The sequence below is a fragment of the Pseudomonas kuykendallii genome (genome assembly GCF_900106975.1).
GTDB classification, from domain to species: Bacteria; Pseudomonadota; Gammaproteobacteria; order Pseudomonadales; family Pseudomonadaceae; genus Pseudomonas_O; species Pseudomonas_O kuykendallii.
In genome coordinates this window covers 648,403-675,079 of sequence record NZ_FNNU01000002.1, presented here as the reverse complement: position 1 = coordinate 675,079, position 26,677 = coordinate 648,403, and the positions used below count along the sequence as shown (strand labels likewise).

Here is a 26,677-nt window from a genome sequence, read left to right as displayed (position 1 = left end):
CGCCGCGGGCCGCGTGCCGGGTTAGATCGCGCCGCGCTGGCGAAGCAACTCCAGCACCTGCCTGACACCCTCTTCCAGCGAAACCTGTTCGGTATCGATGACCAGATCGGCATCCTGCGGCTCGTCGTAGGCGAAGGAATCGCCCGGGATGTTGCCCTGCCCGGCGGCGTACAACCCTTGCGGATCGCGCGCGCGGCAGGCTTCCAGGGACGCCTTGACGTGCACGGTGATCAGCCGCTGCGCGCCGATGAGGGTCTTCGCCTGCTCGCGCCCTTCGGCGTCCGGGGCAACGAACGCGGCCAGCGTCAGCAGGCCGGCCTCGTTGAACTGGCGTGCCACGTGGGCGGCACGGCGCCAGTTCTCGGTGCGCCCGGAACGGTCCTGCGGCAGGCCCTTGTTCAGGTCGTGGCGCAGGTTCTGGCCGTCCAGCACGTAGACCGCGCGGCCGGAATCGAACAGCTTGCGCTCGACCGCGTAGGCCAGGGTGCTCTTGCCCGCGCCGGAAAGGCCGCTGAACAGCACGGTGGCCGGCTGCTGCCCGAAACGCGTGGCGCGCTCCTCGGTGGACACGTGCGCCAGCGCGCCGTGATGACCGCCAACGCCGCTGCCGAGCGGCTGGGCGACGATCATGCCGGCGCCGACAGTGCCGTTGGTGAGCCGGTCGATGACGATGAAGGCGCCGGTGGTGCGGTTTTGCGCGTAGCCGTCGAGGGCGATGGAGGCATCCAGGGCGATGCGCACCTTGCCGATCTCGTTGAGCGCCAGGGTGCTCGCCGGCACTTCCTGCAGTTCGTTGATATCGATCTTGTGGGCGAGGCTGGCGATCGAGCCCGGCACGTAGCTGGTGGCGCGCTTGATGTCGTATTTCTTGCCCGGCAGCATCGGCTCTTCGGCCATCCACACCAGCATGGCGTCGAAGCTGTCGACCACCTGGGGACGGTTGTCGGCGTGCACCAGCATGTCGCCGCGCGACACGTCGATCTCGTCTTCCAGGGTCAGGGTGATCGCCTGGCCAGGCCCGGCCTGCTCCAGTTCGCCCTCGTAGGTGACGATGGACTTGACCCGGCTGCCCTTGCCCGACGGCAGCACGACGACGTCGTCGCCCTTGTGCACCACGCCGCTGGCCAGGGTGCCGGCGAAGCCGCGGAAGTTCAGGTTCGGCCGGTTGACATACTGCACCGGGAAGCGCATGTCGTCGAAATTGCGGTCGCCGGCGATCTCCACGGTCTCGAGAATTTCCATCAGCGGCTTGCCGGTGTACCACGGCGAGCGCTCGCTGCGGTTGACCACGTTATCGCCCTTGAGCGCCGACATCGGCACGAACTCGAGGGTGGTCGGCTTCAGTTGGATGTGCTCGGCGAAGGCCAGGTAATCGGCCTTGATCTGCTCGAACACCGCCTGGTCGAAACCGTTGATGTCCATCTTGTTGATCGCCACGACGATGTGGCGGATGCCCAGCAGGGAGGCGATGAAGCTGTGGCGCTTGGTCTGCGTCTGCACGCCGTAGCGCGCATCGATGAGGATGATCGCCAGGTCGCAGGTGGACGCGCCGGTGGCCATGTTGCGGGTGTACTGCTCATGGCCGGGGGTGTCGGCGATGATGAACTTGCGCTTGGCGGTGGAGAAATAGCGGTAGGCGACATCGATGGTGATGCCCTGCTCGCGCTCGGCCTGCAGACCGTCGACCAGCAGCGCCAGATCGATGTCGTCACCGGTGGTGCCGACCTTCTTGGAGTCGCGGGTGATGGCTTCCAGATGGTCCTCGTAGATCATCTTGGAGTCGTGCAGCAGGCGCCCGATCAGGGTGCTCTTGCCGTCGTCGACGTTGCCGCAGGTGAGGAAGCGCAGCAGCTCCTTGCGTTCGTGCTGGGCCAGGTAGGCGAGGATGTCCTCGCTGATCAGTTCGGATTGGTGCGACATATCAAAAGTACCCCTGACGTTTTTTCTCTTCCATCGAGCCGGCGCCGTCGTGATCGATCACGCGGCCCTGGCGTTCGGAAGTCCGGGTCAGGAGCATTTCCTGGATGATGTCGGTGAGGCTGGTCGCATCGGACTCCACCGCACCGGTCAGCGGGTAGCAACCGAGGGTACGGAAACGCACCCTCTTCTTCTGGATGCGGGCTTTCTCTTCGTCCGTGAGGTACTCGAGGATGCGCTCGTCGTCGATCATCAGCAGCGTGCCGTTCTTCTCGATGACGTCGCGCTCGGCGGCGAAATACAGCGGCACGATCGGGATCTGTTCCAGATAGATGTACTGCCAGATGTCCAGCTCGGTCCAGTTGGAGAGCGGGAACACGCGGATCGACTCGCCCTTCTTCACTTTGCCGTTGTAGACGTTCCACAGCTCCGGACGCTGGTTCTTCGGGTCCCAGCGGTGCTTGCTGTCGCGGAAGGAATACACGCGCTCCTTGGCACGAGACTTCTCTTCGTCGCGCCGCGCGCCACCGAAGGCCGCATCGAAACCGTACTTGTCGAGCGCCTGCTTCAGCCCTTCGGTCTTCATGATGTCGGTGTGCTTGGCACTGCCGTGGGTGAAGGGGTTGATGTTCTGCGCCACGCCGTCCGGGTTGATGTGGGTGATCAGATCGAGGCCCATCTCGGCGACCATCTTGTCGCGGAAACGGTACATCTCCTGGAATTTCCAGCGCGTGTCGACGTGCATGACCGGGAACGGCAGCTTGCCGGGGAAGAAGGCCTTGCGCGCCAGATGCAGCATCACGGCGGAATCCTTGCCGATGGAATACAGCATCACCGGGTTGTCGAACTCGGCGGCGACCTCGCGAATGATGTGGATGCTCTCGGCTTCCAGCTGCTTCAGATGCGTCAGTTTGTCGACCATGGTTACTCACGGATATCGGTACATACGGCCAGACGGGCCGTGGACGAGCGCGCACTCTAGCACAGCGCCTTCTTCTATTCAGGGAGCCATCTAGATCGAAACGATCTAGCGTTATGCCCTCGGAAACGCCTGCTCAGATCGGGTTGGGGCAATCGATGAACAGGTGTTCGAGGGCGAATCGGCGCGCCAGATAATCGCCTAGCGCCTGCACGCCATAGCGCTCCGTGGCGTGGTGGCCGGCGGCGATGAAGCTCACGCCATTCTCCCGCGCGCTGTGGAAGGTCTGCTCCGACGCCTCGCCGGTGAGGTACAGGTCGACGCCGGCGGCGATCGCCTGATCGATGTAGCCCTGCGCCCCGCCCGTGCACCAGGCGACCCGCTGGATCGGCGTATCGCCCTCGATCAGCAGCGGTTCGCGCAGCAGGACGTTCTGCACGCGCCGGGCGAAATCGCGCGCCGCCATGGGTTCGGCGAGCGAACCTACCAGCGCCACGTTGCGCGGATTCTCCGGCTCCAGCGGGCCCTCGACGATCAGGTCGAGCTGGCGCGCCAGCTGCACGTTGTTGCCGACCTCGGCATGCACGTCCAGCGGCAGGTGATAGGCCAGCAGGCTCATGTCGTGGACCAGCAGGGTCTTCAGGCGGCGGCGCTTCATGCCGACCACGCAGGGATCTTCGCTCTTCCAGAAGTAACCGTGATGGACCAGCACCACGTCCGCCTCGACCTCGGCCGCGGCGTCCAGCAGGGCCTGGCTCGCGGTCACGCCGCTGACGATCCGCTGCACCTGCGGTCGTCCTTCGACCTGCAGGCCATTGGGGCAGTAATCCTGGATGCGTGCGGCATTCAGGTAACGATCGGCCTCTTCGACCAGGGCACTCAGGGCGACAGCCATGGGCTTCTCCACGCAAGGGTTCGGGACGAGAAACCGGCCCGGAGGCAGGCTTCGGCAAGGGCCGCCCATACTACGGAAAAGCGCGGCAGCAGGTGAAACCGCTGCCCCTCGTTTTTACCCGGCCAGCCCTTATAATGCCGCCACTTCGGGCGCCGCGCGGGGACCGATCCGCGCCGCACCGCTGCCAGTACGACCCGCGACGCCGATACGGCGCGCTCCATTTCCCGACGAGACTTTCCTGCGATGCTCAAGGCTCTGCGCTTCTTCGCCTGGCCCCTGGTGGTGGGTTTGCTGCTGGCGATGCTGATCATTCAGCGCTATCCCGAGTGGGTCGGCATACCCAGCCACGAGGTCAACCTGCAGCAGGCGCCGATCTCGATCCTGCCGCAGCGCCAGGGCCCGGTGTCCTACGCCAGCGCGGTGGTCGCCGCGGCGCCGGCGGTAGCCAACCTGTACACCACCAAGGTGATCAACAAGGCCAGCAACCCGCTGCTCGACGACCCGCTGTTCCGCCGCTTCTTCGGTGACAACATGCCCCGCCAGCGGCGCATGGAGTCGAGCCTCGGCTCGGCGGTGATCATGAGCCACGAAGGCTACCTGCTGACCAACAACCACGTCACCGCCGGCGCCGACCAGATCATCGTGGCCCTCAAGGACGGCCGCGACGCCCTCGCCCGGGTGGTCGGCAGCGATCCGGAAACCGACCTCGCGGTACTCAAGATCGACCTGCCGAAGCTGCCCGCGATCACCCTCGGCCGCTCCGACGACATCGCCGTCGGCGACGTCGTGCTGGCCATCGGCAACCCCTTCGGCGTCGGCCAGACGGTGACCATGGGCATCATCAGCGCCACCGGCCGCTACCAGGACCAGAAGCTGAACACCTACGCCGACTTCATCCAGACCGACGCCGCGATCAACCCCGGCAACTCCGGCGGGGCGCTGGTCGACGTGCAGGGCAATCTGATCGGCATCAACACCGCGATCTTCTCCAACAGCACCAGCGGCGGCTCGCTGGGCATCGGCTTCGCCATCCCGGTGAAGCTGGCCCAGGAAGTGATGGAAGCGATCATCGAGCACGGCCAGGTGATCCGCGGCTGGCTGGGGATCGAGGTGCAGCAGTTGACGCCCGAACTGGCGACCTCGTTCAAGCTGGACAGCGGCGTGCTGGTGGCTGGCGTCTATAACGGAGGCCCCGCGCAGAAGGCCGGCCTGCAACCCGGCGACGTGATCGTCAGCATCGACGGCGTGACCGCGCGGGACGGTCGCGCGGCGATGAACCAGGTCGCCCGCGTGCACCCCGGCGAGAACGTCACCATCGACGTGCTGCGCAACGGCAAGCCGCTGAGTTTCAAGGCTCCGGTCGGCGTGCGCCCGCCCCCGGCGCCCCCTGCCCCGGCCGCGACGCCGAACAAGAAGTAGGCCCGCCGCAACGAAAAAGGCCGGGACGCACGACGCGCCCCGGCCTTTTCTTACCCGTGCTTCGCTCAGGCCTGCGGCAGGCCCAGCCCGGACAGCGCCTCGATCAACGCCGCGTTCTGCTCCGGCGTACCGATGCTGATGCGCAGGAACTGGGCGATGCGCGGCGCCGTGAAGTGTCGCACGATGACGCCCTGCTCGCGCACCCCGGCCGCCAGCTGCGCCGCATCGCGCTGCGGATGCCGGGCGAAGACGAAGTTCGCCGCCGACGGCAACACCTCGAACCCCAGCCCCTTCAGCTCGCCCACCAGCTTCTCGCGGCTGTCGATCACCGCCGCGCAGGTCTGCTCGAAATACGCCTGGTCCTCGAACGCCGCCGCCGCGCCGGCGATGGCGATGCGATCCAGCGGGTAGGAGTTGAAGCTGTTCTTGATCCGTTCCAGCGCTTCGATCAGCTGCGGGTGACCGATCGCCAGGCCGACGCGCAACCCGGCCAGCGAGCGCGACTTCGACAAGGTCTGGCAGACCAGCAGGTTCGGATAGCGGTCCACCAGGCTCACCGCGCTGACGCCGCCGAAGTCGATGTACGCCTCGTCGACCAGCACCACCGAATCGGGGTTGGCACCGAGCAGTTGCTCGATGGCGTCGAGACCGAGCAGGCAGCCGGTCGGCGCGTTCGGGTTGGGGAAGACGATGCCGCCGTTGGGCTGCGCGTAATCCTCGATGCGGATCTGGAAGGCGTCATCCAGCGGTACGGTGCGGTAATCGATGCCGTAGAGGCCGCAATAGACCGGATAGAAGCTGTAGCTGATGTCCGGGAACAGCAGCGGCTGGTCGTGCTGGAACAGCCCGTAGAACGCGTGGGCCAGGACCTCGTCGGAACCGTTGCCGACGAAGACCTGCTCCGCGCGCACGCCATGGAACGCGGCGACCGCCTGCTTGAGGCGCTCGCCGTTCGGGTCCGGGTACAGGCGCAGGGCGTCGCCCAGCTCGGCCTGCATGGCGGCGATCGCTTTCGGCGACGGGCCATAGGGGTTCTCGTTGGTGTTCAGCTTGACCAGTTTGGTCAGTTTCGGCTGCTCGCCCGGCACGTAGGGCACCAGGTTCTTGACGAAGGGGCTCCAGAATTTGCTCATCTGCCCTTCTCTCCTCGAATACGTTGCATTAGGGGTGACGGGTATCGCTTCGCTCGATGCACGAAGCTACGACCCCATAGGGTGCGCCGTGCGCACCGGAACACTCACAAGGTGCGCACGGCGCACCCTACTCACTTGATCCGGTACTCGGCACTACGCGCGTGAGCGGTCAGAGACTCGCCGCGAGCGAGCACCGAGGCCACCTTGCCCAGCTCGGAGGCACCGGCGGCCGAGCAGTGGATGATCGAAGAGCGCTTCTGGAAGTCGTACACGCCCAGCGGCGAGGAGAACCGCGCGGTGCCGGAGGTCGGCAGCACGTGGTTCGGCCCGGCGCAGTAGTCGCCCAGCGCTTCGGCGGTGTAACGCCCCATGAAGATCGCCCCGGCATGGCGGATCTGCGGCAGCCACTGCTCCGGCTCGGCCACCGACAGCTCGAGGTGCTCGGGCGCGATACGGTTGGCGACTTCGATGGCCTGGGCGGTGTCGGCGACGTGGATCAGCGCGCCGCGGCCTTCGATGGAGGCGCGGATGATCGCCTCGCGCTCCATCGTCGGCAGCAGCCGGGCGATGCTTTCGGCGACACGATCGAGGAAGGCGGCGTCCGCGCTGACCAGGATCGACTGCGCGTCCTCGTCGTGCTCGGCCTGGGAGAACAGGTCCATGGCGATCCAGTCCGGATCGGTCTGGCCGTCGCAGACGACGAGGATTTCCGAGGGACCGGCGATCATGTCGATGCCGACCTTGCCGAACACGTGGCGCTTGGCGGTAGCGACGTAGATGTTGCCGGGGCCGACGATCTTGTCCACCGGCGGCACGCTTTCGGTGCCGTAGGCCAGCGCGGCGACGGCCTGTGCGCCACCGATGGTGAACACGCGATCCACGCCGGAAATGGCGGCGGCGGCGAGGACGATCTCGTTGATCTCGCCGCGAGGCGTCGGCACCACCATCACCACTTCCGGCACGCCGGCGACCTTGGCCGGAATCGCGTTCATCAGCACCGACGACGGGTACGAGGCCTTGCCGCCCGGCACGTAGAGCCCGGCGCGATCCAGCGGCGTGACCTTCTGCCCGAGCACCGTGCCGTCGGCCTCGGTGTAGGTCCAGGAGTCCTGTCTCTGTTTCTCGTGGTAGCTGCGCACCCGCTCGGCGGCCTTCTCCAGCGCCTCGCGCTGTGCCGGGGTGATGCGCTGCAGCGCCAGTTCCAGGCGCTCGCGGGGCAGGATCAGGTCGGCCATGCTGGCGACGTCGAGGCCGTCGAACTGGCGGGTGTAGTCGACCAGCGCCGCATCGCCGCGCTCGCGCACGGCGCGGATGATGTCCAGCACGCGCTGGTTGACGCCCTCGTCGGACACGCTCTCCCAGCTCAGCAGATGATCCAGATGCGTGGCGAAATCCGGATCGGTGGCGTCGAGTCGGCGGATGGCGATGGGAGCGGTCATGGCGAGCCTCTTGATTGGCGATTCGATGAGCTGTCGAGATCATCGCGCACGCAGAGGAGGCGGGGCAAAAGCGGCACGAGGCGGTTCATGAAGCCACCCCGGATACGCTTTCGACACGGCCCGATCGGCGCGGCGGATCGTGGACAGGTCTCAGGCGCCGCTAGACTACCAAGCCGTCCGCGCGGGCACCTGAGAATATGGCTATGACGCGGATAGGCGGATGCGGCCGGGCCGCACGGTGGTCAGTGATGGTGTCGTTCGACGGCCGCGCGCAGGGTGTCGATCAGCGCCTGGATGCGTGCGTGCTGCATCTTCATCGACGCCTTGTTGACGATCAGCCGGGAGCTGATGGTGGCGATCAGCTCCTGCGCTTCGAGGCCGTTGGCCTTCAGCGTGTTGCCGGTGTCGACCACGTCGATGATCTTGTCGGCCAGGCCCACCAGCGGCGCCAGCTCCATCGAACCGTAGAGCTTGATGATGTCGACCTGGCGGCCCTGCTCGGCGTAGTAGCGCTTGGCGACGTTGACGAACTTGGTCGCCACGCGCAGCCGGCCCTTGGGCATCGGCGCGCCAATGGCGCCAGCGGTCATCAGCTTGCACTTGGCGATGCGCAGGTCGAGCGGCTCGTAGAGGCCCTGCCCGCCGTACTCCATCAGCACATCCTTGCCGGCCACGCCGAGGTCGGCGGCACCGTGCTCGACGTAGGTCGGCACATCGGTGGCGCGAACGATCAGCAGGCGCACGTCATCCTGGGTGGTGGGGATGATCAGCTTGCGGCTCTTGTCCGGATTCTCGGTCGGCACGATGCCAGCCTCGGCCAGCAGCGGCAGGGTATCGTCGAGAATGCGTCCCTTGGACAGCGCGATGGTGAGCATTGCGATTCCTTACTAGCCCGGCACGCGACGGATCTTCGCGCCCAGCAACTGCAGTTTTTCCTCGATGCATTCGTAGCCACGGTCGATGTGGTAGATGCGGTCGATCAGCGTGTCGCCCTCGGCCACCAGGCCGGCGATCACCAGGCTGGCGGAGGCGCGCAGGTCGGTGGCCATGACGGGAGCGCCCTTGAGCTTCGGCACGCCGGTGACGATGGCGGTGTTGCCTTCGACGAGGATCTGCGCGCCCATGCGGTTCATCTCGTAGACGTGCATGAAGCGGTTCTCGAACACCGTCTCGATCACCGCACCGGTGCCTTCGGCGATGGCGTTGAGGGAGATGAACTGCGCCTGCATGTCGGTGGGGAACGCCGGGTACGGCGCGGTGCGAATGTTCACCGCCTTCGGCCGGTTGCCCTTCATGTCGAGGGCGATCCAGTTGTCGCCGGTATCGATCGAGGCGCCGGCTTCCTGGAGCTTGAGCAGCACGGCTTCGAGGATGGTCGGATCGGTGTCCTTGAGCTTTACCCGACCACCGGTGGCGGCGGCAGCGGCAAGGTAGGTGCCGGTCTCGATGCGGTCGGGCATCACGCTGTAGCGTCCGCCGCCGAGGCGCTTGACGCCGTCGATGACGATGGTGTCGGTGCCGGCACCGCTGATCTGCGCGCCCATGGCGATCAGGAAGTTGGCCAGGTCGACCACTTCGGGCTCGCGCGCGGCGTTTTCCAGCACGCTGCGGCCGTTGGCCAGGGCCGCGGCCATCATGATGTTCTCGGTGCCGGTCACGCTGACCGTATCGAAGAAGAACTTGGCGCCACGCAGGCCACCCGCCGGTGCGCGGGCCTTGATGTAGCCGCCTTCGACGTCGATCTGCGCGCCCATCGCCTCGAGACCGCGAATGTGCAGGTCGACCGGACGCGAACCGATCGCGCAACCGCCAGGCAGCGCCACCTCGGCCTCGCCGAACCGGGCGACCATCGGACCGAGCACGAGGATCGAGGCACGCATGGTCTTGACCAGCTCGTAGGGCGCGACCAGCGTCTTGATGCTGCTGGCATCGACTTCGACGCTGAGCTTCTCGTCGATCACCGGTTCCACGCCCATGCGCCCGAACAGCTCGATCATTGTGGTGATGTCGTGCAGGTGCGGCAGGTTGCACACGGTGACCGGGGTATCGGCCAGCAGGGTCGCGGCGAGGATCGGCAGCGCCGAGTTCTTCGCCCCGGAGATGCGGATTTCACCCTTCAGGGGAATGCCGCCGGTAATGATCAGTTTGTCCATGGGAATCTCGTCGCCAGCAGGCTCGCGGGCCGCGTTGGATGAATCGGGCGCCGCGGCGAAGGAGTGCGCGGCTGCCTCGTGAATGGGGTGTGGAGGTGAACGGCGCGCCTCAGGCGCGCTCAGCCCAGGCGCTCTGGCTGTAGAACTTCATGGTCACCGCATGGATGCTGCCGTCGGCGATCCAGGGATTGAGATGGCTGTAGACCTGCTGCTGGCGCTTGACCGGGCCGAGCGCGGCCAACTCGTCGCTGATCAGGTTCAACTGGAAATTGCAGCCTTCGCCTTCGACTTCCACCACGGCTCCCGGCAGTTTCTCTTCCAGGAATTGTTTCACTTGTGTGGCCTGCATGTTGAACCTCGATCGACGCACGAATACTTGACGGCAGAGCCTGGGCTCGCGGGCCGGCAATGATACAAAAAAAGCCCCGCGCCTGCGAATCCGCAGATCGGACGCGCTCAGGCTTCCAGCGGCAGGACCTCGAGCACCTCGCTCACCTGCGCGATCTGCCGCATGTCGCAGGGCAGATTGCGCACCACCAGCGACTTGCCGGCCTGCCTGGCATCGCGCATGAACGACAGCAGCAGGGAAATGCCGACGCTGCTGGATTTCTCCACGTCGGCGCAGTCGATGACCAGGCGGTTGACGCTGCTTGCCGCGATCAGCTCGCGACCGGCTTCGCGCAAGGCCGGCCCCGAGCCGTAGTCGATCACGCCGACCAGGGCCAGCTCACCCGGCGCATCCTCGCGAATGCTGGCAAGGCTGACGTCGCTCATTGCGCGGCCGCCGCCTTCTTGCCGGCCTCGGTTTCCTTGGCCTTCTCGACCACCTGGGCCCAGCCGTCGATGGTCTTGTCCAGGTTGTTGCCGTTCTTCTGCATCGCGTCGGCGAACTGGTCGCGGAACAGCTTGCCGATGTTGATGCCATTGATGATCACGTTGCGCAGCATCCACTGGTCGTTGAGCTTCACCAGGGTGTAGGAAATCGGGTAGACGGTGCCCTTGCTGTCGGTCACGTTCATGCCGACGGTGGCGCGCTCGCCGTCTTCCTTGGCGGACTGCACCTTGATGTCCTGGTTGTCGTATTCGAGCAGCGCGTTGCCGTAGAACTGCATCAGGCTGCGCTTGAAGTTCTCCTCGAAGCGGCTGATCTGCTCGGGCGACGCGTTGCGCGAGTACTTCACGGTCATGATGCTGCGAGAAATGCCCTGGGAGTCGACGACCGGCCCGAGGATGTCGTTGAGCGCCTTGTAGAAGGCCTCACGGTCGGTGCTGTACTGCTGCTTGTTGGCCTGCAGGTCGGAAAGCAGCTCGTCCACGGTCTTCTGCACGACCTGCTGCGCGGAGGGCGCGGCGTTGGCGAAGAGCGGCAGAGCGGCAAGCAGGATCAGCAGGCCGCGGCGCAAGGCAGTCATCATGGTGCACATCCTCATTTGGCTTCTTTATTCACCGAATTCATCAGGAACTTGCCGATGAGGTCTTCCAGCACCAGCGACGATTGCGTGTCGCGAATGGTGCCGCCCTCCTTCAGCACTTCCTCCTCGCCGCCGACGCTGATGCCGATGTATTTCTCGCCCAGCAGGCCAGCCGTGAGGATCGACGCGGTCGAATCGGTCGGCAGGTTGTTCACCGACTCGTCTATCGCCATGGTCACGCGACCGGTGTAGGTATCGCGGTCCAGGTCGATAGCGGTGATCTTGCCGATGTTGACACCGGCCATGGTCACCTTCGCCCTTACGGTAAGACCCGCAATGTTGTCGAAGTGCGCATACAGCGTGTAGGTATTGGTATCCGCCGTCGGCGACAGACCGCTGACGCGCAGCGCGAGCAGCAGCAGTGCCAGCAGCCCGGCCAGAAGAAACAGGCCGACACCAATTTCGAGGGTGCGGATTTGCATCAGAAATCTCCAAACATCAAAGCGGTCAGAATAAAGTCCAGCCCGAGCACGGCCAGAGAGGCGTAGACCACGGTTCGGGTCGTCGCGCGGCCGATTCCTTCGGAGGTCGGCTCGCAGTCGTAGCCCTGGAACACGGCGATCCAGGTCACCACGAAGGCGAAAACGACGCTCTTGATCACTCCGTTGAGCACGTCCGAGGTGAAGGTGACGCTGCCCTGCATGTTCGACCAGAAGGAGCCTTCGTAGACTCCCAGCCAGTCCACGGCGACCATCGCCCCGCCCCAGATGCCGACCACGCTGAAGATCATCGCCAGCAGCGGCATGGAAATGAAACCGGCCCACAGGCGCGGCGCGATGATGTACTTGAGCGGATCGACACCGATCATTTCCAGGCTGGAAAGCTGTTCGGTGGACTTCATGTTGCCGATCTCGGCCGTCAGGGCCGACCCGGCGCGACCGGCGAACAGCAAGGCGGTGACCACCGGGCCGAGCTCGCGCAGCAGGGTCAGCGCGACCATCTGGCCGACCGCCTGGTCCGAGCCGTACTTGCTAAGGATGTTGTAGCCCTGCAGCGCCAGCACCATGCCGATGAACATGCCGGACACCACGATGATCGCCAGCGACATCACGCCGACCGAATACAGCTGGCGAACCAGAAGCTGCATGCCGCCGCCCAGCTCGCTACGCCCGAACAGGGCGCGTAGCAGGAACAGCGTGGAACGCCCCAATGCGGCGAGCGTGTCGATGCCGGCCTTGCCGAGCAGACGCACCCGTTCGAGGACAGACTTCTTGCGCATCAGCGCCCCCCCAGGAGTTCGTCGCGGAAGTCCGCTGCCGGATAGTGGAACGGCACCGGACCGTCCGGAGTGCCTTTCATGAACTGGCGGATGCGCGGGTTATCCGACTCGCGCAGGGACTGCGGCGTACCGTGGCCGAGAACCTGGGAGTCGCCCACCACATAGATGTAGTCGGCGATGCTGGCGGTTTCGGCGAGGTCATGGGAAACCACGATGCTGGTGATGCCGAGGGCATCGTTGAGCAGCCGGATCAGGCGCACCAGGACGCCCATGGCGATCGGGTCCTGGCCTACGAAGGGCTCATCGTACATGAGGATCTGCGGGTCCAGCGCGATGGCCCGGGCCAGCGCGACGCGGCGCTTCATGCCACCGGAGAGTTCGTCGGGCATCAGCTCGACGGCACCACGCAGGCCGACCGCCTGCAGCTTCATCAGGACGATGTCGCGGATCATTTCTTCGGGCAGCTTGGTGTGAACGCGCAGCGGAAACGCGACGTTCTCGAACACGTCGAGGTCGGTGAACAGCGCGCCGCTCTGGAACAGCACGCCCATCTGCTTGCGCATGTCGAACAGTTCGTGGCGCGACAGGCACGGCAGGTTGTACCCGTTGACCCACACCTCGCCACTGGAAGGCTTCAGTTGGGCGGCGATGAGCCGAAGAAGGGTGGTCTTGCCACTGCCGGACGGCCCCATGATCCCGGTGACCTTGCCACGCGGAATACGGATGTCGACATTGTTCATGATGCTACGCGTGCCGCGCATGAAGGTGACGCCCTTCAGCTCGACCGCATAACCGTTATCGCCGCTCATTGATACTCCTTGCCACACAGCCTATGCAGCAGACGCCGTGCGCTCTCGGGAGGGCACAGGCGTTTTGCGGCCAGCCGGTTTGGGCGCGCACTATAGCACCGCCGCGACAGCGCCCAAAGACGGCGACGCATGCGGTTGCATGTTTTGCCCGCGCGCCCCGGGCGAAGGCAGGTGAGCGTCAACGGCCTTTGCCGGTATAATCGTTCCCTTTTGATCGAACCGCCGCCGCCCATGACTCCATCGAACGACCTGATCCAATCGGCCCAACGCACGATCCGCCTGGAAATCGAAGCGATCGAGGGCCTGCTGCCCCGCCTAGACGGCGAGTTCACCCGAGCCTGCGAGCTGATCCTCGCCAGCAAGGGTCGCGTGGTGGTGCTCGGCATGGGCAAGTCAGGCCACATCGGCCGCAAGATCGCCGCCACCCTGGCGAGCACCGGCACCACGTCGTTCTTCGTCCACCCGGCCGAAGCTAGCCATGGCGACATGGGCATGATCACCGGCGATGACGTGGTGCTGGCGCTGTCGAACTCCGGCACCGCCGCCGAAATCGTCACCTTGCTGCCGCTGATCAAGCGCCTCGGGATCAAGCTGATCGGCATGACCGGCAATCCGCAATCACTGCTCGCGCTCGCCTCCGACGTGCACCTGGACGCCGGCGTCGACAAGGAGGCCTGCCCGCTGAGCCTGGCGCCAACCTCCTCCACCACCGCCGCGCTGGTCCTCGGCGATGCGCTGGCGATCGCCTTGATGGAAGCGCGCGGCTTCACCGCCGAACAGTTCGCCTTCTCCCATCCCGGCGGCGCGCTGGGCCGGCGCCTGCTGCTCAAGGTCGAGAACGTGATGCACAGCGGCGCGGCGCTGCCGCAGGTGGCCAAGGGCACGTCGCTGCGCCAGGCGCTGCTGGAAATGAGCCAGAAAGGCCTGGGCATGACGGCGGTGACCGATCCGGAGGGTCACCTCGCCGGAATCTTCACCGACGGCGACCTGCGCCGCGCACTGGACCGCGACCTGGACATTCGCCAGGCGCTGATCGACGAGGTCATGACCGTGCATGGCAAGACCGCGCGCCCCGACATGCTCGCCGCCGAGGCGCTGAAGATCATGGAAGACAACAAGATCAGCGCGCTGGTGGTGGTCGACGAGGCCGACAAGCCGATCGGCGCGTTCAACCTGGGCGACCTGCTGCGCGCGGGGGTGATGTGATGGGCGATGCCGACCTGCTGCAACGCGCGCGGGCGATCAAGCTGGCGATCTTCGATGTCGACGGCGTGCTCACCGACGGCAAGCTGTACTTCCTCACCGATGGCAGCGAATTCAAGACGTTCAACACGCTGGACGGCCACGGCATCAAGATGCTGATCGGCTCCGGCGTGACCACCGCGATCATCAGCGGACGCAAGACGCCGGTGGTCGAGCGCCGCGCACAGAACCTCGGCATCCAGCACCTTTATCAGGGTCGCGAAGACAAACTGGTGGTGCTCGACGAGCTGCTCGGCCAGCTCGGCCTGGACTACGCCCAGGTCGCCTACCTCGGTGACGACCTCCCTGACCTGCCGGTGATTCGCCGGGTGGGTCTGGGCATGGCGGTGGCCAGCGCCGACGCCTTCGTTCGCCGGCATGCCCACGGCGTCACCCGCGCCCGCGGCGGCGAAGGTGCGGCGCGCGAATTCTGCGAGTTCATCATGGCCGCCCAGGGCACGCTCGACGCTGCCCAGTCAGCCTACCTCTGAGGTCCTGCGATGCTTCGTAAACTGCGCACCTTCGGCCCCCTGGCCCTGTTCGCCGCACTGCTCGTGGCGCTCGGTTACTGGAACATCCGCCCGGAGACCTTCCTCGACCGACCAAGCACCAAGGCCGACGACACCGAGATCGATTTCTACGCGGACAATGCCCACACCCTGCAGTACCAGCCCGATGGCAAGTTGCAGTACGAGATGACCGCGACCAAGCTGGAACACGTCAAGACCAGCGACATCACCCTGGTCAGCGCCCCGGATCTGATGCTCTATCGCGGCACGGACCTGCCCTGGCATGTACGCAGCGACCGCGCGGAAGTCGCGCCCGGCGGCACTCAGGCCGAACTGATCGATGCGGTGCGCGTCGAGCGAACCGACGCCAAGGGCCGCCCGACGGTCCTCACCACCAGCCGCCTGACCGTATTCCCCAAGCAGCAATATGCGCAGACCGAGCAAGCCGTTAGAATCGACGCCGCCAACGGGGTGACCACGGCAAATGGAATGAAAGCGTATCTGAATGACAACAGGATGACCCTGAAGTCCAACGTAAGAGGCCAGTATGAGGCTCGTTAAAAGTTTCTCCCTCCGTGCTCTTCCCCTGTTGATCAGCCTGGGCGGCGCGCTAGGAAGCGCAGGCGCATGGGCCCTCCCCTCCGACCGCGACCAGCCGATCCGCGTCCAGGCGGACAGCGCCGAACTCGACGACAAGCAGGGCGTGGCCGTCTACCGCGGCGGCGTGGTGATCACCCAGGGCACCCTGAAGATCACCGGCGACACGGTGACCATCACCCAGGACAAGAACGGCGACATCAAGGTCTTCACCTCGGTCGGCCGGCCCGCCTACTACGAGCAGAAGCCGGCGGCCGACAAGCCGCTGGTCAAGGCCTATGGCCTGACCATCCAGTATTTCGCCGACAACGAACGTATCGTCCTGATCGACCAGGCCAAGGTCGTGCAGCAGGGCAACACCTTCCAGGGCGAGAAGATCGTCTATGACACCCAGCGGCAGATCGTGAATGCCGGCCGCGCGACCGGCAACAACGTCACCGCGCCGCGTCCGCGGGTGGACATGGTGATCCAGCCGAAGAAAAAAGAGCAGCAGGGGCAACCCCAGTAATGGCCACACTGAAAGCCCAGCACCTGGCGAAGAGCTACAAGGGGCGCCAGGTCGTCCGTGACGTCAGCCTGTCGATCGAAAGCGGCCAGGTGGTCGGCCTGCTCGGCCCCAACGGCGCCGGCAAGACCACCTGCTTCTACATGATCGTCGGCCTGGTGCAGGCCGATCAGGGCCGCGTGCTGATCGATGATCAGGACGTCAGCCACCAGCCCATGCACGGCCGCGCCCGCGCCGGCATCGGCTACCTACCGCAGGAAGCCTCGATCTTTCGCAAGCTCAGCGTCGCCGACAACATCATGGCGATCCTCGAGACCCGCAAGGACCTCGACGGCGCCGGCCGGCGCAAGGCGCTGGAAGACCTGCTGCAGGAGTTCCACATCAGCCACATCCGCGACAACCGCGGCATGAGCCTGTCCGGTGGCGAGCGTCGCCGCGTCGAGATCGCCCGCGCCCTGGCGACCTCGCCGAAATTCATCCTCCTCGATGAGCCCTTCGCCGGCGTCGACCCGATCTCCGTGGGTGATATCAAGCAGATCATTCATCACCTGAAGAACAAGGGCATCGGCGTCCTGATCACCGATCACAACGTCCGCGAGACCCTCGACATCTGCGAGACCGCCTACATCGTCAACGACGGCCGGCTGATAGCCGAAGGCGATGCCGAGACGATCCTGGCCAACCAGATCGTCAAAGAGGTGTATCTGGGCCACGAGTTTCGTCTGTAGCGAAGGCTTTTCGCTGCGGAAAGGCTCCCCATCTCTGGAAAATCATTCTAAAATCGGGCATATAATTTGCTTCCGGCGGCGCTCCGGCGCTCAGCAGTGCACAGGCGTTAGACGCCGGTAATCAAGGTCTGCCATGAAACCATCGCTCGTTCTCAAGATGGGCCAGCAGCTGACGATGACTCCTCAGCTGCAACAGGCCATTCGCTTGCTCCAACTGTCCACCCTGGACCTGCAACAGGAAATCCAGGAGGCGCTGGAATCCAACCCGATGCTCGAGCGTCAGGAGGAAGGCGAGGACTTCGACAACACCGACCCGCTTGCCGACGGCGACGCGCTGCCCAATCCCGGCACCCAGGAAGTGGCGTTCCAGGAGTCCACCGTACCCACCGTGGAGAACCTCGAAGAGGGCGACTGGCACGACAGCGAACGCATCCCCAGCGAACTCCCCGTCGACACCGCCTGGGAAGACGTCTACCAGACCAGCGCCAGCAGCCTGCCGAGCAATGACGACGACGAGTGGGATTTCACCTCGCGCACGTCCAGCGGCGAGAGCCTGCAGAGCCACCTGCTCTGGCAACTCAATCTAGCGCCGATGTCGGACACCGACCGGCTGATCGCCGTGACGCTGATCGACTGCATCAACGACCAGGGTTACCTGGAAGAATCCCTGGCGGACATCACCGAAGGCTTCGATCCGGAGCTCGACATCGAGCTCGATGAAGTCGAGGCCGTTCTGCACCGCATCCAACAGTTCGAGCCGGCCGGCATCGCCGCCCGCGACCTCAGCGAATGCCTGCTCCTGCAACTGCGCCAGCTACCGCCGAAGACCCCGTGGCTGAGCGAGGCGCAACGCCTGGTCGGCGACTACCTGGAGCTGCTCGGCAGCCGCGACTACAGCCAGCTGATGCGGCGCATGAAGCTCAAGGAAGACGAGCTTCGGCAGATCATCGAACTGATCCAGAGCCTCAACCCGCGGCCAGGCTCGCAGATCGAAGCCAGCGAACCCGAATACGTGGTGCCCGACGTCATCGTACGCAAGCACAACGAGCGCTGGCTGGTTGAGCTGAACCAGGAAGCGGTGCCGCGCCTGCGGGTCAACCCCCACTACGCCGGCTTCGTCCGCCGCGCCGACTCCAGTGCCGACAACACCTTCATGCGCAATCAGCTGCAGGAAGCGCGCTGGTTCATCAAGAGCCTGCAGAGCCGCAACGAAACGCTGATGAAGGTCGCGACCCAGATCGTCGAACACCAGCGCGGCTTCCTCGAGTACGGCGAGGAAGCGATGAAACCGCTGGTTCTGCACGACATCGCCGAAGCCGTGGGCATGCACGAATCGACGATTTCCCGCGTCACCACGCAGAAGTTCATGCACACCCCGCGTGGCATCTACGAACTGAAATACTTTTTCTCCAGCCACGTCAGCACCGCGGAAGGGGGCGAATGCTCGTCCACCGCGATCCGCGCGATCATCAAGAAACTGGTCGCCGCGGAAAACGCGAAAAAGCCGTTGAGCGACAGCAAGATCGCTGGTTTACTGGAAGCACAGGGCATTCAGGTGGCACGTCGCACAGTCGCCAAGTACCGCGAATCGCTGGGCATAGCGCCTTCGAGCGAACGCAAGCGACTGATGTAGTCAGCCCCGAAACGAAGGCATCCGCCTTCCCCTGCTCCGGATAGCCGGAGAGCGGCAAAAGAGCCTCAAACGCCAGATTTTCGGTGGCAGGCCCGTCAGCCTGTCTCTTCTAAGCGGCAACAAGGAGAAGCGGTATGCAAGTCAACATCAGTGGCCATCAACTGGATGTGACCGACGCCCTACGCGACTATATCGAGGAGAAATTCAGTCGCCTCGAGCGACACTTCGACAAGATCACCAACGTCCAGGTGATCATGGAAGTCGAAAAGCTGAAACAGAAAATCGAAGCCACCCTGCGCATCGCCGGGGGCGAAGTGGTCGCCAATGCGGAGCATGACGACATGTACGCGGCCATCGACCTGCTGGTCGACAAACTGGATCGCCAGCTGATCAAGCACAAGGAAAAGCAACTGAACCGACAGCAAGGTGCTGCGGCTCGCTGACCCTCCCCTATGATCCGACTTGAAAATATCCTGACCCCCGGTCGCGCCCTCGTCGGCGTGCCGGGCGGCAGCAAGAAACGTGTACTCGAGCAGATCGCCCAACTGATCGCCCGCGAGTTACCGACCCTGGAAACCCAGGACATCTTCGAAAGCCTAGTTGCCCGCGAAAAGCTCGGTTCCACCGGCTTCGGCAACGGTATCGCCATTCCCCACTGCCGTCTTGCCGGCTGCGAATCGCCGATCAGCGCGGTCATGCACCTGGAAACGGCGGTCGACTTCGACGCCATCGACGGTGCACCGGTGGACCTGCTGTTCGTCCTGCTGGTGCCGCAGGCGGCCACCGATGAACACCTCGAATTGCTCCGCCAGATAGCCAGCATGCTCGACCGTGCCGAGGTGCGCGAGCGCCTGCGTGCGGCGGATAGCAGCGAGGCCCTGTATCAGGTCGTGGTGGACGTACAGAGCGGGCACTAAGGCCAACCTATGCGTCTGATCATCGTCAGCGGCAGATCCGGATCGGGCAAGAGCACCGCGCTCGACGTGCTGGAAGACAACGGCTTCTATTGCATCGACAACCTTCCGGCCGGCCTGCTGCCCGAGCTCGCCGAACGGGCGCTGATCCACACCGAACTCGCCCAGCCGCTGGTCGCCGTATCCATCGATGCGCGCAACCTGCCTAGCCACCTGCAGCGCTTTCCCGAGTTGCTCGCCGAAGTCCGCGCCCGGCACATCCAGTCCGACGTGCTGTTCCTCGACGCGGAGCCGGAGACGCTGCTCAAGCGCTTTTCCGAGACCCGTCGGCGCCATCCGCTGACCAGCGCCACCCGCTCGCTGGCCGAAGCGATCGACGATGAAAGCCAGCTGCTCGGCCCGATCGCCGACCTCGCTGACCTGAAGATCGACACCACCCACCTCAACCTCTACCAGCTGCGCGACACCATCAAGTTGCGTCTGCTGAACAAGCCCGAACCCGGCACGGCCTTTCTCATCGAATCCTTCGGCTTCAAGCGCGGGATGCCGGTAGATGCCGACCTGGTGTTCGACGTGCGCTGCCTGCCCAACCCTTACTGGAAACCGGAGCTGCGCGAACATTCGGGCCTGGAGCAACCGGTGATCGACTACCTTTCGGCGCAGCCGGATGTGCAGGAGATGTATCAGGACATCAGTACCTACCTGCAGAAATGGCTGCCGCGCTTCGCCGCCAGCAACCGCGCCTATGTCACCGTCGCCATCGGCTGCACCGGCGGCCACCACCGTTCGGTCTACCTTGCGGAACGCCTAGGCGCCGCCCTCAAAGAACAATTGAAGAACGTCCAGGTTCGCCACCGCGACCTTCATTAAGGAACCCGCGATGCCTGCGTGTGAAATCACCATCATCAACAAACTCGGCCTGCATGCACGCGCCGCCGCCAAGTTCGTCGGCGTTGCCGGCCGCTTTCCCTGCACCGTTCGCGTGGGCCGTGGGCCGGAAAGCCTGGTCGACGGCAAGAGCATCATGGCGGTCATGATGCTGGCTGCCGGGTTGGGCACTGCGATCCACCTGCATACCGAGGGCGAGCAGTGCGACGAGGCGCTGGAAGCGCTGATCGAACTGATCAACAACCGCTTCGACGAAGGCGAGTGAGGCGCCGGCGACGGCTCAGGCCAGCGCCGTATCCAGCACCATCATCAAGCAGAACCCCAGCACCAGGCCAATGCTCGCCTCGGCTTCGAAGCCACGCCGGTGCGATTCGGGAATGATCTCGTGAGCGACGGCGAACAGCATCGCCCCCTGCCGCCACCGCCAGTCCCCAGGGCAATAGCAGCATCGAAACGCCCACCAACCAGGCACAGATCACCGCGAACAGCGGCTCGACCAGCCCGGAAGCCGCACCGATCAGCAGCGCCCGCCCTCTTCCCATCCCGGCCCCAGCAGCACCAGCGAGATGATCAGCCCTTCCGGTAGATCCTGCAGCGCGATGCCCAACGCCAGGCTGTCCGCTCCGGCCAGTCCCGCACCGGCCGAAAAGCCCACCGCCATGCCCTGGGGGATGTTGTGTGGGGACGACGGCGATGACGAACAGCAGCAGCGGCCGACGACCCAGGCCGAACAACGCGTGGGTACCGATGATCACTTGCAGGAGCTTTCGAGGACGAACGGAAACGGTCGCCTGCCCGGAAGGAGCCGGCGACCGCAAAGAAGGGAGTGGTGCTACAGGTGGCTGTCGCGCTGACAGCCGGGGGAGCAAGGAGCGTGACGGAGGCTCAGGCGAGCCCCATTTCCTTGGCTTCCTGCTCGCGCTTGAGTTGCTCGTCGAGCCAGGCGAGGAGGTTTTCCGGCTGCTGCAGCTGCTCGATGTCCTGGGTCAGGTAGGCGTTGTCTTCCTCGAGGAAGGCGCTCTGCTGACGCGACAGCCGCCGGACGATCTTCGGGTTCACCGCCTGCTGCGGGTCCAGGTCGAAGCAGTCGCGGAACAGCTGCTCCTCGTTCGCCACTTCGTCGCGCACCTCCTCCAGCTGATCGGTGAGCACGCGGTTGAAGTGCTTGAGCTTTTCGTCGGCGAGATCGGCGAGGTTGCTCGGCCGGATCTGCTCGATCTCCAGCTGCAACTGCAGCAGGGTCAGCAGATTGCTGCGCTCGTAGGCCTGGTTGACCTGCTGCATCAGCGCCGTCTTGCGCTCGCGTTCGGCGCTGTCGGTCTCGCGGTCCGGATGCAGGCTGCTGGCGAGTTGCCGGTAGACCTCGCGCACGCTGCGACTGGCCTGACGCCGCGCTTCTTCATCATGCCGCCCACGCAGCAGCCGCGGGCGCTCCGCGGCGGGGGGCGGCTCCGCGCTCGACAGACCACGCGACTCGACCCCTTCCCCTGCCTCCACGGCATCGGCGGAATCCGTCGTTTCGCCCGCCAAGGCGTCCTGCAGGGCCTGCGCCTGCTGCACCAGCGTGTCGAAATTCAGGCTGCTGTGGCGTTCGACCAAGCCGCGCAGTGAGTCGTCCTTCTCGCCGCCCTCGATCAGCGGCAGCACCGAATCGAGAATGATCTCGTCGACCAGCTGACGGTGCGCGGCGCTCAGCTCCACGCCGGTCGAAGCCCGATCGAGTGCCTCGGCGAGTTGTCGGTTGAGTGCCCAGTGCGCGTCCAGCAGCGGCAGGTAGGTCTCGCCGAAGAAGCGCTCGTAGTCGTCGATCACGCCCTGCCAGGCCTCCAGACGCTCTCGTTCGCCTTCGAGGGTTTCCACCAGGCCGTTGAACTTGCGCTGGGTCCCGGATATCGCCTGCCCCGGCGCCGGCTTGGCGCGCAGCAGTGTTTTTTTCTTCGCCATGTCAGCTACCCGCCACCGTCATCTTCTCGATCAGCACCGAGCCGGTGCGGATGTTGCTGCGCAGTTCGAGGTCACTGCCGACGGCGACGATCTGGCGAAACATGTCGCGCAGGTTGCCGGCGATGGTGACTTCCTGCACCGGGAACTGGATCTCGCCGTTCTCCACCCAGTAACCGCCGGCGCCGCGCGAATAGTCGCCGGTCACCAGGTTGAGCCCCTGGCCCATCAGTTCGGTGACCAGCAGCCCGCGGCCCATTCGCTTGAGCAGGGCCTTCTGGTCTTCCTCGCCGTGGCTGACGAACAGGTTGTGCACGCCTCCGGCGTTCGCCGTGCTCGGCATGCCCAGCTTGCGCCCGGAATAGGTGCCAAGCACGTAGGAGACCAGCTCGCCATTGGCCACGAAAGGCTTGGCGTAGGTCGCCAGGCCGTCGCCGTCGAAAGAGGCGCTGGCCATGGCGCGGGGAATGTGCGGACGCTCGTCGAGCGTCAGCCACTCGGGGAACAGCCGCTCGCCCAGCGCGCCTTCGAGAAACGAGGATTTGCGGTAGAGGTTGCCGCCGGACACCGCGGCGAGGAAATGACTGAACAGCCCGGTCGCCAGCTCGGCGGCGAACAGCACCGGCACTTCGCAGGTCGGCACCGGGCGCGCACCGAGGCGGCTCACCGCGCGCTCGGCGGCGCGGCGGCCGATGTAGGCCGGCGCGCCGAGCAGTTCGCCCTGGCGGTTGACGTCGTACCAGTAGTCGCGCTGCATCTGCCCGTCGGCCTCGGCGATCATCACGCAGCTGAGGCTGTGGCGGGTGCTGGCGTAACCGCCGACGAAACCGTGGCTGTTGCCGTATACCCGGCAGCCCTGGTGGGTGCTGACGCTGGTTCCATCGGCGTTGCGAATCCGTGTATCGGTATCGAAGGCGTGCGCCTCGCAGTCAAGCGCCAGCTCGATGGCGCGCTCCGGGGTGATCGCCCACGGATGGTAGAGATCAAGCTCGGGCAGCTCGCGGGCCATCAGCGCGGCGTCGGCGAGGCCGGCGGCCTCGTCCTCGGAGGCGTGCCGGGCGATCGCCAGGGCCGCCGCGACGGTTTCCTGGATCGCCGCGTCGCCACTCGCCGAGGTGCTCGCCGAACCCTTGCGCTGTCCCAGGTAGAGGGTGATGCCGAAGCCTTCGTCGCGGTTGAACTCGACGGTTTCGACCTCGCGCTGACGCACCGAGGTGGACAGCCCCTGCTCCACCGACACCGACACCTCGCTGGCGGTGGCGCCCTGGCGCCGGGCTTCGGCGATGATGCGTTCGACCTTCGCCTGCAATTCCGGCAGGGCCTGCGGCCCGACGATGTCTGTAGAACTCATGGCGACTCCTCAATCTGTTCGTTGGCAGCGCCGCAAGGACGGGCTGCGAGCGCCCGCCGTGGGGCTGCTGTTATCATGGCGGCGTTTTCCACTGGATCGCCCCCATGTCTGAATCTATCGACGATGCCTTCTCCGAGGAGAAGAGCAAATCCCAGGTCAAGCGCGAGCTGCATGCGTTGCAGGAGCTCGGTCAGCGTCTGACCCAGTTCAAGCCCGACGTGCTCGAACGCATGCCGCTGTCCGATGCCCTGCGCCGGGCGCTGGCCGAAGCGCCGAAGCACACCGCCAACGTCGCCCGCAAACGCCACGTCCAGTTCATCGGCAAGCTGATGCGCGATCAGGACGTCGAGGCGATTCTCGCCCTGGTCGACCAGCTCGACTCGTCCACCCGCCAGTACAACGAGCGCTTTCACGCCCTGGAGCGCTGGCGCGACCGGCTGATCGGCGGCGACGACACCACCCTGGAAAACTTCGTTGCCGAATACCCGGAAACCGACCGCCAGCACCTGCGCAGCCTGGTCCGTCATGCCCAGCACGAGGCGGCCCACAACAAACCGCCGGCCGCCGCGCGCAAGGTCTTCAAGTACATCCGCGAACTCGACGAAACCCTGCGCGGGCTTCGTTGATCCGCCGCTCCGGCGCCGTCAGGCGCCGGTTCCACCCACGGTGATCCCGTCGATCTTCAGCGTCGGCTGACCGACGCCCACCGGCACCGACTGGCCGTCCTTGCCGCAGGTGCCGACGCCGCTGTCCAGCGCCAGGTCGTTGCCGACCATCGACACCTTGTTCATCACTTCCGGACCGTTGCCGATCAGCGTCGCGCCTTTCACCGGGGCGCCGAGCTTGCCGTCCTCGATCAGGTAGGCCTCGCTGGTGGAGAAGACGAACTTGCCGCTGGTGATATCCACCTGGCCGCCGCCGAGGCTGGCGCAGTAGATGCCCTTCTTCACCGAGCGGATGATTTCTTCCGGGTCGCTTTCACCGGCCAGCATGTAGGTGTTGGTCATCCGTGGCATCGGCAGGTGCGCGTAGGATTCGCGACGGCCGTTGCCGGTCGGCGCCACGCCCATCAGGCGCGCGTTCAGCTTGTCCTGCATGTAGCCCTTGAGTACGCCGTTCTCGATCAGCGTGGTGCAATGGGTCGGCGTGCCTTCGTCGTCGATGCTCAGCGAGCCGCGGCGGTCGGCCAGGGTGCCGTCGTCGACGATGGTGCACAGGCTCGACGCCACGCGCTCGCCCATGCGGCCGCTGTAGGCCGAGCTGCCCTTGCGGTTGAAGTCGCCTTCCAGGCCGTGCCCGACCGCTTCGTGCAGGAGCACGCCGGACCAGCCGGACCCGAGCACCACCGGCAGCGTGCCGGCCGGCGCGGGAATCGCCTCGAGGTTCACCAGCGCCTGGCGCAGCGCCTCGCGGGCGTAGCCGGTGGCGCGGTCTTCGAGGCCCACGCTGTCGAGGAAGAAACGGTAGTCGGTACGCCCGCCGCCGCCGTGGCTGCCGCGTTCGCGGCGGCCGTTCTGCTCGACGATCACGCTGACGTTGAAGCGCACCAGCGGGCGGATGTCCGCGCCCAGGCTGCCGTCCAGCGCGGCGACGAGGATGCGTTCCCAGACGCCGGCGAGGCTGACGGTGACCTGCTTGATGCGCGGATCGAGCGCGCGCGTGGCGACGTCGATGCGCTTGAGCAGCTCGACCTTCTGCGCGCGGTCGAGCACGTCCAGCGGGTTGTCCAGCGCATACAGGCGCGGCACGTCGGGGCTGGAGAAGGCCTGCACACGGCCTTCCTGGCCGGCGCGGGCGATGGAACGCGCGGCACGGGCAGCGGCACCCAGCGCGGCGGCGGTGATCGCGTTGCTGTAGGCGAAGCCGGTCTTCTCGCCGGACAGCGCTCGCACGCCGACGCCCTGGTCGAGGTTGAAGCTGCCGTCCTTGACGATGCCGTCCTCGAGGACCCAGGACTCGGAAATCTGGTCGTGGAAATACAGGTCGGCGGCGTCGATACCCGGCCCGGCGAGTTCACCGAGCAACGCCGGCAGGGCGTCCAGGCTCAGGCCGCCGGGGCTCAACAGGTGTTCGCTTACGCGGTGCAGCATGGTCGTCATAGTCACTCCAGGGTGATCGGCCGCGGGGCGGTCGACACGGAAAATCGCCGGTGGCCAGTGACCGGCATGCGCTGGCGGATGCTCGCCTGTTCCTCGGCGTCGCGCTGACCTAACAGCACGCCCTCGCCGGCCGCCTGCTCGGCGACGATGCGCCCCCAGGGGTCGACCAGCAGCGAATGGCCGTAGGTCTCGCGCGGGCCGGGGTGCATGCCGCCCTGCGCCGCCGCCAGCAGGTAGCACTGGGTTTCGATGGCGCGGGCACGCACCAGCACTTCCCAATGCGCGGCGCCGGTCACCGCGGTGAACGCCGAGGGCGCGCTGATCAGCTCGGCGCCGGCCTCGCGCAATCGCGTGTACAGCTCCGCAAAGCGCAAATCGTAACAGACGCTCAGCCCCAGCCTGCCGACCGGCGTATCCGCCACCACCAGTTGTCCGCCGTGCCGGTAATCATCGGACTCCCGGTAACGACCGCGGCTGTCGCTCACGTCGACATCGAACAGATGCAGCTTGTCGTAACGCGCCGCGCGCTCGCCGTCTTCGTCGATCAGCAGCGAGCAGGCATTGGGTTTGCCGCGCGGCTCGTCATCGGCCGGCAGCGGCACGGTGCCCGCCACTATCCATAACCTGAGGTCGCGGGCAGTGCGTTTCAACCATGGCAGGATCGGTCCGCGCCCGGCGGCTTCCTCGTGGCCGATGCGCAACGCGTCGCGGCGGCCCATCGCGGCGAAGTTCTCCGGCAGCACGGCGAGCCGCGCGCCGCCGTCCGCGGCCTGCCGCAACAGCCGCTGGGCGGCCGCGAGATTGGCCAGGACATCGTCCTGGCTGACCATCTGGATCAGCGCAATGTTCATGGGCGCTCCGCGCGGGCAGGGAGGGCGGCGGGTTCGCACAGGGC

General features: G+C 65.6%; 29 protein-coding genes and 1 pseudogene. 12 read left to right on the top strand and 18 right to left on the bottom strand.

Annotated elements, in window-relative coordinates; translation table 11 throughout:
• Positions 1 to 21: 21 nt before the first annotated feature.
• The 3 genes from cysN to BLV15_RS08285 form a co-directional block, all read right to left on the bottom strand.
• Positions 22 to 1,920: a sulfate adenylyltransferase subunit CysN gene (gene cysN, locus BLV15_RS08295; RefSeq protein ID WP_090226490.1), complete on the bottom strand. Its 1,899-nt coding sequence runs from the start codon at positions 1,918 to 1,920 to the stop codon at positions 22 to 24.
• Position 1,921: 1 nt separating this feature from the next.
• Positions 1,922 to 2,839 (bottom strand): sulfate adenylyltransferase subunit CysD, encoded by a 918-nt coding sequence (cysD, locus tag BLV15_RS08290; RefSeq protein ID WP_090226488.1) that lies wholly within the window; start codon positions 2,837 to 2,839, stop codon positions 1,922 to 1,924.
• 133 nt (positions 2,840 to 2,972) lie between these two features.
• Positions 2,973 to 3,731: a Nif3-like dinuclear metal center hexameric protein gene (locus BLV15_RS08285; RefSeq protein WP_090226486.1), complete on the bottom strand. Its 759-nt coding sequence runs from the start codon at positions 3,729 to 3,731 to the stop codon at positions 2,973 to 2,975.
• A 243-nt stretch (positions 3,732 to 3,974) separates the two neighbouring features.
• Here BLV15_RS08285 and algW point away from each other — a divergent pair, with 243 nt between their 5' ends.
• Positions 3,975 to 5,150 (top strand): Do family serine endopeptidase AlgW, encoded by a 1,176-nt coding sequence (algW, locus tag BLV15_RS08280; protein ID WP_090226483.1) that lies wholly within the window; start codon positions 3,975 to 3,977, stop codon positions 5,148 to 5,150.
• A gap of 65 nt (positions 5,151 to 5,215) precedes the next feature.
• Here algW and hisC read toward each other — a convergent pair whose 3' ends face one another.
• The 10 genes from hisC to BLV15_RS08230 form a co-directional block, all read right to left on the bottom strand.
• Positions 5,216 to 6,283: a histidinol-phosphate transaminase gene (gene hisC, locus BLV15_RS08275; RefSeq protein WP_090226481.1), complete on the bottom strand. Its 1,068-nt coding sequence runs from the start codon at positions 6,281 to 6,283 to the stop codon at positions 5,216 to 5,218.
• A gap of 131 nt (positions 6,284 to 6,414) precedes the next feature.
• Entirely contained in the window at positions 6,415 to 7,722 is a 1,308-nt protein-coding gene (hisD, locus tag BLV15_RS08270; protein ID WP_090226478.1) for a histidinol dehydrogenase, read from the bottom strand.
• Between the two features lie 242 nt (positions 7,723 to 7,964).
• The gene (hisG, locus tag BLV15_RS08265) at positions 7,965 to 8,597 is read right to left on the bottom strand and encodes an ATP phosphoribosyltransferase (protein ID WP_090226474.1); all 633 of its coding nucleotides are present in this window, start codon (positions 8,595 to 8,597) and stop codon (positions 7,965 to 7,967) included.
• Between the two features lie 12 nt (positions 8,598 to 8,609).
• On the bottom strand, positions 8,610 to 9,875 hold the full coding sequence (gene murA / locus BLV15_RS08260; protein ID WP_090226472.1) for a UDP-N-acetylglucosamine 1-carboxyvinyltransferase: 1,266 nt from the start codon (positions 9,873 to 9,875) through the stop codon (positions 8,610 to 8,612).
• Positions 9,876 to 9,984: 109 nt separating this feature from the next.
• Positions 9,985 to 10,224 carry a BolA family protein gene (locus BLV15_RS08255; protein ID WP_090226469.1) on the bottom strand — a complete coding sequence of 80 codons (240 nt, stop codon included), beginning with the start codon at positions 10,222 to 10,224 and terminating at the stop codon, positions 9,985 to 9,987.
• 107 nt (positions 10,225 to 10,331) lie between these two features.
• Positions 10,332 to 10,649: an STAS domain-containing protein gene (locus tag BLV15_RS08250; protein WP_090226467.1), complete on the bottom strand. Its 318-nt coding sequence runs from the start codon at positions 10,647 to 10,649 to the stop codon at positions 10,332 to 10,334.
• On the bottom strand, positions 10,646 to 11,290 hold the full coding sequence (locus BLV15_RS08245) for an MlaC/ttg2D family ABC transporter substrate-binding protein (RefSeq protein ID WP_090227423.1): 645 nt from the start codon (positions 11,288 to 11,290) through the stop codon (positions 10,646 to 10,648). The genes BLV15_RS08250 and BLV15_RS08245 overlap by 4 nt, the downstream gene beginning before the upstream one ends.
• A gap of 11 nt (positions 11,291 to 11,301) precedes the next feature.
• Positions 11,302 to 11,769, bottom strand: coding sequence for an outer membrane lipid asymmetry maintenance protein MlaD (gene mlaD, locus BLV15_RS08240; RefSeq protein ID WP_090226465.1), 468 nt, complete (start codon positions 11,767 to 11,769; stop codon positions 11,302 to 11,304).
• Entirely contained in the window at positions 11,769 to 12,566 is a 798-nt protein-coding gene (mlaE, locus tag BLV15_RS08235) for a lipid asymmetry maintenance ABC transporter permease subunit MlaE (RefSeq protein WP_090226462.1), read from the bottom strand. The genes mlaD and mlaE overlap by 1 nt, the downstream gene beginning before the upstream one ends.
• A complete protein-coding gene (locus BLV15_RS08230) occupies positions 12,566 to 13,375 on the bottom strand; it encodes an ATP-binding cassette domain-containing protein (protein ID WP_090226460.1) in 810 nt (269 codons plus the stop codon). Before BLV15_RS08230 ends, mlaE begins: the two co-directional genes overlap by 1 nt.
• A 231-nt stretch (positions 13,376 to 13,606) precedes the next feature.
• Between BLV15_RS08230 and BLV15_RS08225 the strand changes: the two genes are divergently transcribed.
• The 10 genes from BLV15_RS08225 to BLV15_RS08180 all read left to right on the top strand — a co-directional run bounded on the left by BLV15_RS08225 (position 13,607) and on the right by BLV15_RS08180 (position 20,656).
• The gene (locus BLV15_RS08225) at positions 13,607 to 14,581 is read left to right on the top strand and encodes a KpsF/GutQ family sugar-phosphate isomerase (RefSeq protein WP_090226457.1); all 975 of its coding nucleotides are present in this window, start codon (positions 13,607 to 13,609) and stop codon (positions 14,579 to 14,581) included.
• Positions 14,581 to 15,108 (top strand): KdsC family phosphatase, encoded by a 528-nt coding sequence (locus BLV15_RS08220; protein WP_090226455.1) that lies wholly within the window; start codon positions 14,581 to 14,583, stop codon positions 15,106 to 15,108. Before BLV15_RS08225 ends, BLV15_RS08220 begins: the two co-directional genes overlap by 1 nt.
• 9 nt (positions 15,109 to 15,117) lie before the next feature.
• On the top strand, positions 15,118 to 15,687 hold the full coding sequence (gene lptC, locus BLV15_RS08215; RefSeq protein WP_090226452.1) for an LPS export ABC transporter periplasmic protein LptC: 570 nt from the start codon (positions 15,118 to 15,120) through the stop codon (positions 15,685 to 15,687).
• Positions 15,674 to 16,231 carry a lipopolysaccharide transport periplasmic protein LptA gene (gene lptA / locus BLV15_RS08210; RefSeq protein WP_090226450.1) on the top strand — a complete coding sequence of 186 codons (558 nt, stop codon included), beginning with the start codon at positions 15,674 to 15,676 and terminating at the stop codon, positions 16,229 to 16,231. The genes lptC and lptA overlap by 14 nt, the downstream gene beginning before the upstream one ends.
• The gene (gene lptB, locus BLV15_RS08205) at positions 16,231 to 16,956 is read left to right on the top strand and encodes an LPS export ABC transporter ATP-binding protein (protein ID WP_090226447.1); all 726 of its coding nucleotides are present in this window, start codon (positions 16,231 to 16,233) and stop codon (positions 16,954 to 16,956) included. The genes lptA and lptB overlap by 1 nt, the downstream gene beginning before the upstream one ends.
• 133 nt (positions 16,957 to 17,089) lie before the next feature.
• Positions 17,090 to 18,589, top strand: coding sequence for an RNA polymerase factor sigma-54 (locus tag BLV15_RS08200; protein WP_090226443.1), 1,500 nt, complete (start codon positions 17,090 to 17,092; stop codon positions 18,587 to 18,589).
• Between the two features lie 134 nt (positions 18,590 to 18,723).
• On the top strand, positions 18,724 to 19,032 hold the full coding sequence (hpf, locus tag BLV15_RS08195) for a ribosome hibernation-promoting factor, HPF/YfiA family (RefSeq protein ID WP_090226441.1): 309 nt from the start codon (positions 18,724 to 18,726) through the stop codon (positions 19,030 to 19,032).
• Between the two features lie 9 nt (positions 19,033 to 19,041).
• Positions 19,042 to 19,506 carry a PTS IIA-like nitrogen regulatory protein PtsN gene (gene ptsN, locus BLV15_RS08190; protein ID WP_090226437.1) on the top strand — a complete coding sequence of 155 codons (465 nt, stop codon included), beginning with the start codon at positions 19,042 to 19,044 and terminating at the stop codon, positions 19,504 to 19,506.
• A gap of 9 nt (positions 19,507 to 19,515) precedes the next feature.
• Positions 19,516 to 20,373 (top strand): RNase adapter RapZ, encoded by an 858-nt coding sequence (rapZ, locus tag BLV15_RS08185; RefSeq protein WP_090226434.1) that lies wholly within the window; start codon positions 19,516 to 19,518, stop codon positions 20,371 to 20,373.
• Positions 20,374 to 20,383: 10 nt separating this feature from the next.
• The gene (locus BLV15_RS08180; protein ID WP_090226432.1) at positions 20,384 to 20,656 is read left to right on the top strand and encodes an HPr family phosphocarrier protein; all 273 of its coding nucleotides are present in this window, start codon (positions 20,384 to 20,386) and stop codon (positions 20,654 to 20,656) included.
• 15 nt (positions 20,657 to 20,671) lie between these two features.
• Here the strand turns inward: BLV15_RS08180 and BLV15_RS08175 are convergent.
• The 3 genes and pseudogenes from BLV15_RS08175 to pmbA form a co-directional block, all read right to left on the bottom strand.
• Positions 20,672 to 21,101: pseudogene (locus BLV15_RS08175) on the bottom strand (ZIP family metal transporter); the annotation flags it as partial.
• A gap of 175 nt (positions 21,102 to 21,276) precedes the next feature.
• On the bottom strand, positions 21,277 to 22,335 hold the full coding sequence (locus tag BLV15_RS08170; RefSeq protein WP_090226429.1) for a J domain-containing protein: 1,059 nt from the start codon (positions 22,333 to 22,335) through the stop codon (positions 21,277 to 21,279).
• Position 22,336: 1 nt separating this feature from the next.
• Entirely contained in the window at positions 22,337 to 23,683 is a 1,347-nt protein-coding gene (pmbA, locus tag BLV15_RS08165) for a metalloprotease PmbA (RefSeq protein ID WP_090226427.1), read from the bottom strand.
• A gap of 104 nt (positions 23,684 to 23,787) precedes the next feature.
• Between pmbA and yjgA the strand changes: the two genes are divergently transcribed.
• Positions 23,788 to 24,309, top strand: a complete 522-nt coding sequence (gene yjgA, locus BLV15_RS08160) for a ribosome biogenesis factor YjgA (protein ID WP_090226424.1) — start codon at positions 23,788 to 23,790, stop codon at positions 24,307 to 24,309.
• Between the two features lie 18 nt (positions 24,310 to 24,327).
• Here the strand turns inward: yjgA and tldD are convergent, their stop codons facing one another.
• Both tldD and BLV15_RS08150 read right to left on the bottom strand, forming a co-directional pair.
• A complete protein-coding gene (tldD, locus tag BLV15_RS08155) occupies positions 24,328 to 25,782 on the bottom strand; it encodes a metalloprotease TldD (protein WP_090226421.1) in 1,455 nt (484 codons plus the stop codon).
• 2 nt (positions 25,783 to 25,784) lie between these two features.
• On the bottom strand, positions 25,785 to 26,633 hold the full coding sequence (locus BLV15_RS08150; RefSeq protein ID WP_090226419.1) for a carbon-nitrogen hydrolase family protein: 849 nt from the start codon (positions 26,631 to 26,633) through the stop codon (positions 25,785 to 25,787).
• Positions 26,634 to 26,677: the final 44 nt, after the last annotated feature.

Excerpts from the sequence above, each read along its gene's own strand:
- cysN (WP_090226490.1), bottom strand. The coding sequence starts at position 1,920 with ATGTCGCACCAATCCGAACTGATCAGCGAGGACATCCTCGCCTACCTG.
- cysD (WP_090226488.1), bottom strand. The coding sequence starts at position 2,839 with ATGGTCGACAAACTGACGCATCTGAAGCAGCTGGAAGCCGAGAGCATC.
- BLV15_RS08285 (WP_090226486.1), bottom strand. The coding sequence starts at position 3,731 with ATGGCTGTCGCCCTGAGTGCCCTGGTCGAAGAGGCCGATCGTTACCTG.
- algW (WP_090226483.1), top strand. The coding sequence starts at position 3,975 with ATGCTCAAGGCTCTGCGCTTCTTCGCCTGGCCCCTGGTGGTGGGTTTG.
- hisC (WP_090226481.1), bottom strand. The coding sequence starts at position 6,283 with ATGAGCAAATTCTGGAGCCCCTTCGTCAAGAACCTGGTGCCCTACGTG.
- hisD (WP_090226478.1), bottom strand. The coding sequence starts at position 7,722 with ATGACCGCTCCCATCGCCATCCGCCGACTCGACGCCACCGATCCGGAT.
- hisG (WP_090226474.1), bottom strand. The coding sequence starts at position 8,597 with ATGCTCACCATCGCGCTGTCCAAGGGACGCATTCTCGACGATACCCTG.
- murA (WP_090226472.1), bottom strand. The coding sequence starts at position 9,875 with ATGGACAAACTGATCATTACCGGCGGCATTCCCCTGAAGGGTGAAATC.
- BLV15_RS08255 (WP_090226469.1), bottom strand. The coding sequence starts at position 10,224 with ATGCAGGCCACACAAGTGAAACAATTCCTGGAAGAGAAACTGCCGGGA.
- BLV15_RS08250 (WP_090226467.1), bottom strand. The coding sequence starts at position 10,649 with ATGAGCGACGTCAGCCTTGCCAGCATTCGCGAGGATGCGCCGGGTGAG.
- BLV15_RS08245 (WP_090227423.1), bottom strand. The coding sequence starts at position 11,290 with ATGATGACTGCCTTGCGCCGCGGCCTGCTGATCCTGCTTGCCGCTCTG.
- mlaD (WP_090226465.1), bottom strand. The coding sequence starts at position 11,769 with ATGCAAATCCGCACCCTCGAAATTGGTGTCGGCCTGTTTCTTCTGGCC.
- mlaE (WP_090226462.1), bottom strand. The coding sequence starts at position 12,566 with ATGCGCAAGAAGTCTGTCCTCGAACGGGTGCGTCTGCTCGGCAAGGCC.
- BLV15_RS08230 (WP_090226460.1), bottom strand. The coding sequence starts at position 13,375 with ATGAGCGGCGATAACGGTTATGCGGTCGAGCTGAAGGGCGTCACCTTC.
- BLV15_RS08225 (WP_090226457.1), top strand. The coding sequence starts at position 13,607 with ATGACTCCATCGAACGACCTGATCCAATCGGCCCAACGCACGATCCGC.
- BLV15_RS08220 (WP_090226455.1), top strand. The coding sequence starts at position 14,581 with ATGGGCGATGCCGACCTGCTGCAACGCGCGCGGGCGATCAAGCTGGCG.
- lptC (WP_090226452.1), top strand. The coding sequence starts at position 15,118 with ATGCTTCGTAAACTGCGCACCTTCGGCCCCCTGGCCCTGTTCGCCGCA.
- lptA (WP_090226450.1), top strand. The coding sequence starts at position 15,674 with ATGAGGCTCGTTAAAAGTTTCTCCCTCCGTGCTCTTCCCCTGTTGATC.
- lptB (WP_090226447.1), top strand. The coding sequence starts at position 16,231 with ATGGCCACACTGAAAGCCCAGCACCTGGCGAAGAGCTACAAGGGGCGC.
- BLV15_RS08200 (WP_090226443.1), top strand. The coding sequence starts at position 17,090 with ATGAAACCATCGCTCGTTCTCAAGATGGGCCAGCAGCTGACGATGACT.
- hpf (WP_090226441.1), top strand. The coding sequence starts at position 18,724 with ATGCAAGTCAACATCAGTGGCCATCAACTGGATGTGACCGACGCCCTA.
- ptsN (WP_090226437.1), top strand. The coding sequence starts at position 19,042 with ATGATCCGACTTGAAAATATCCTGACCCCCGGTCGCGCCCTCGTCGGC.
- rapZ (WP_090226434.1), top strand. The coding sequence starts at position 19,516 with ATGCGTCTGATCATCGTCAGCGGCAGATCCGGATCGGGCAAGAGCACC.
- BLV15_RS08180 (WP_090226432.1), top strand. The coding sequence starts at position 20,384 with ATGCCTGCGTGTGAAATCACCATCATCAACAAACTCGGCCTGCATGCA.
- BLV15_RS08170 (WP_090226429.1), bottom strand. The coding sequence starts at position 22,335 with ATGGCGAAGAAAAAAACACTGCTGCGCGCCAAGCCGGCGCCGGGGCAG.
- pmbA (WP_090226427.1), bottom strand. The coding sequence starts at position 23,683 with ATGAGTTCTACAGACATCGTCGGGCCGCAGGCCCTGCCGGAATTGCAG.
- yjgA (WP_090226424.1), top strand. The coding sequence starts at position 23,788 with ATGTCTGAATCTATCGACGATGCCTTCTCCGAGGAGAAGAGCAAATCC.
- tldD (WP_090226421.1), bottom strand. The coding sequence starts at position 25,782 with ATGACGACCATGCTGCACCGCGTAAGCGAACACCTGTTGAGCCCCGGC.
- BLV15_RS08150 (WP_090226419.1), bottom strand. The coding sequence starts at position 26,633 with ATGAACATTGCGCTGATCCAGATGGTCAGCCAGGACGATGTCCTGGCC.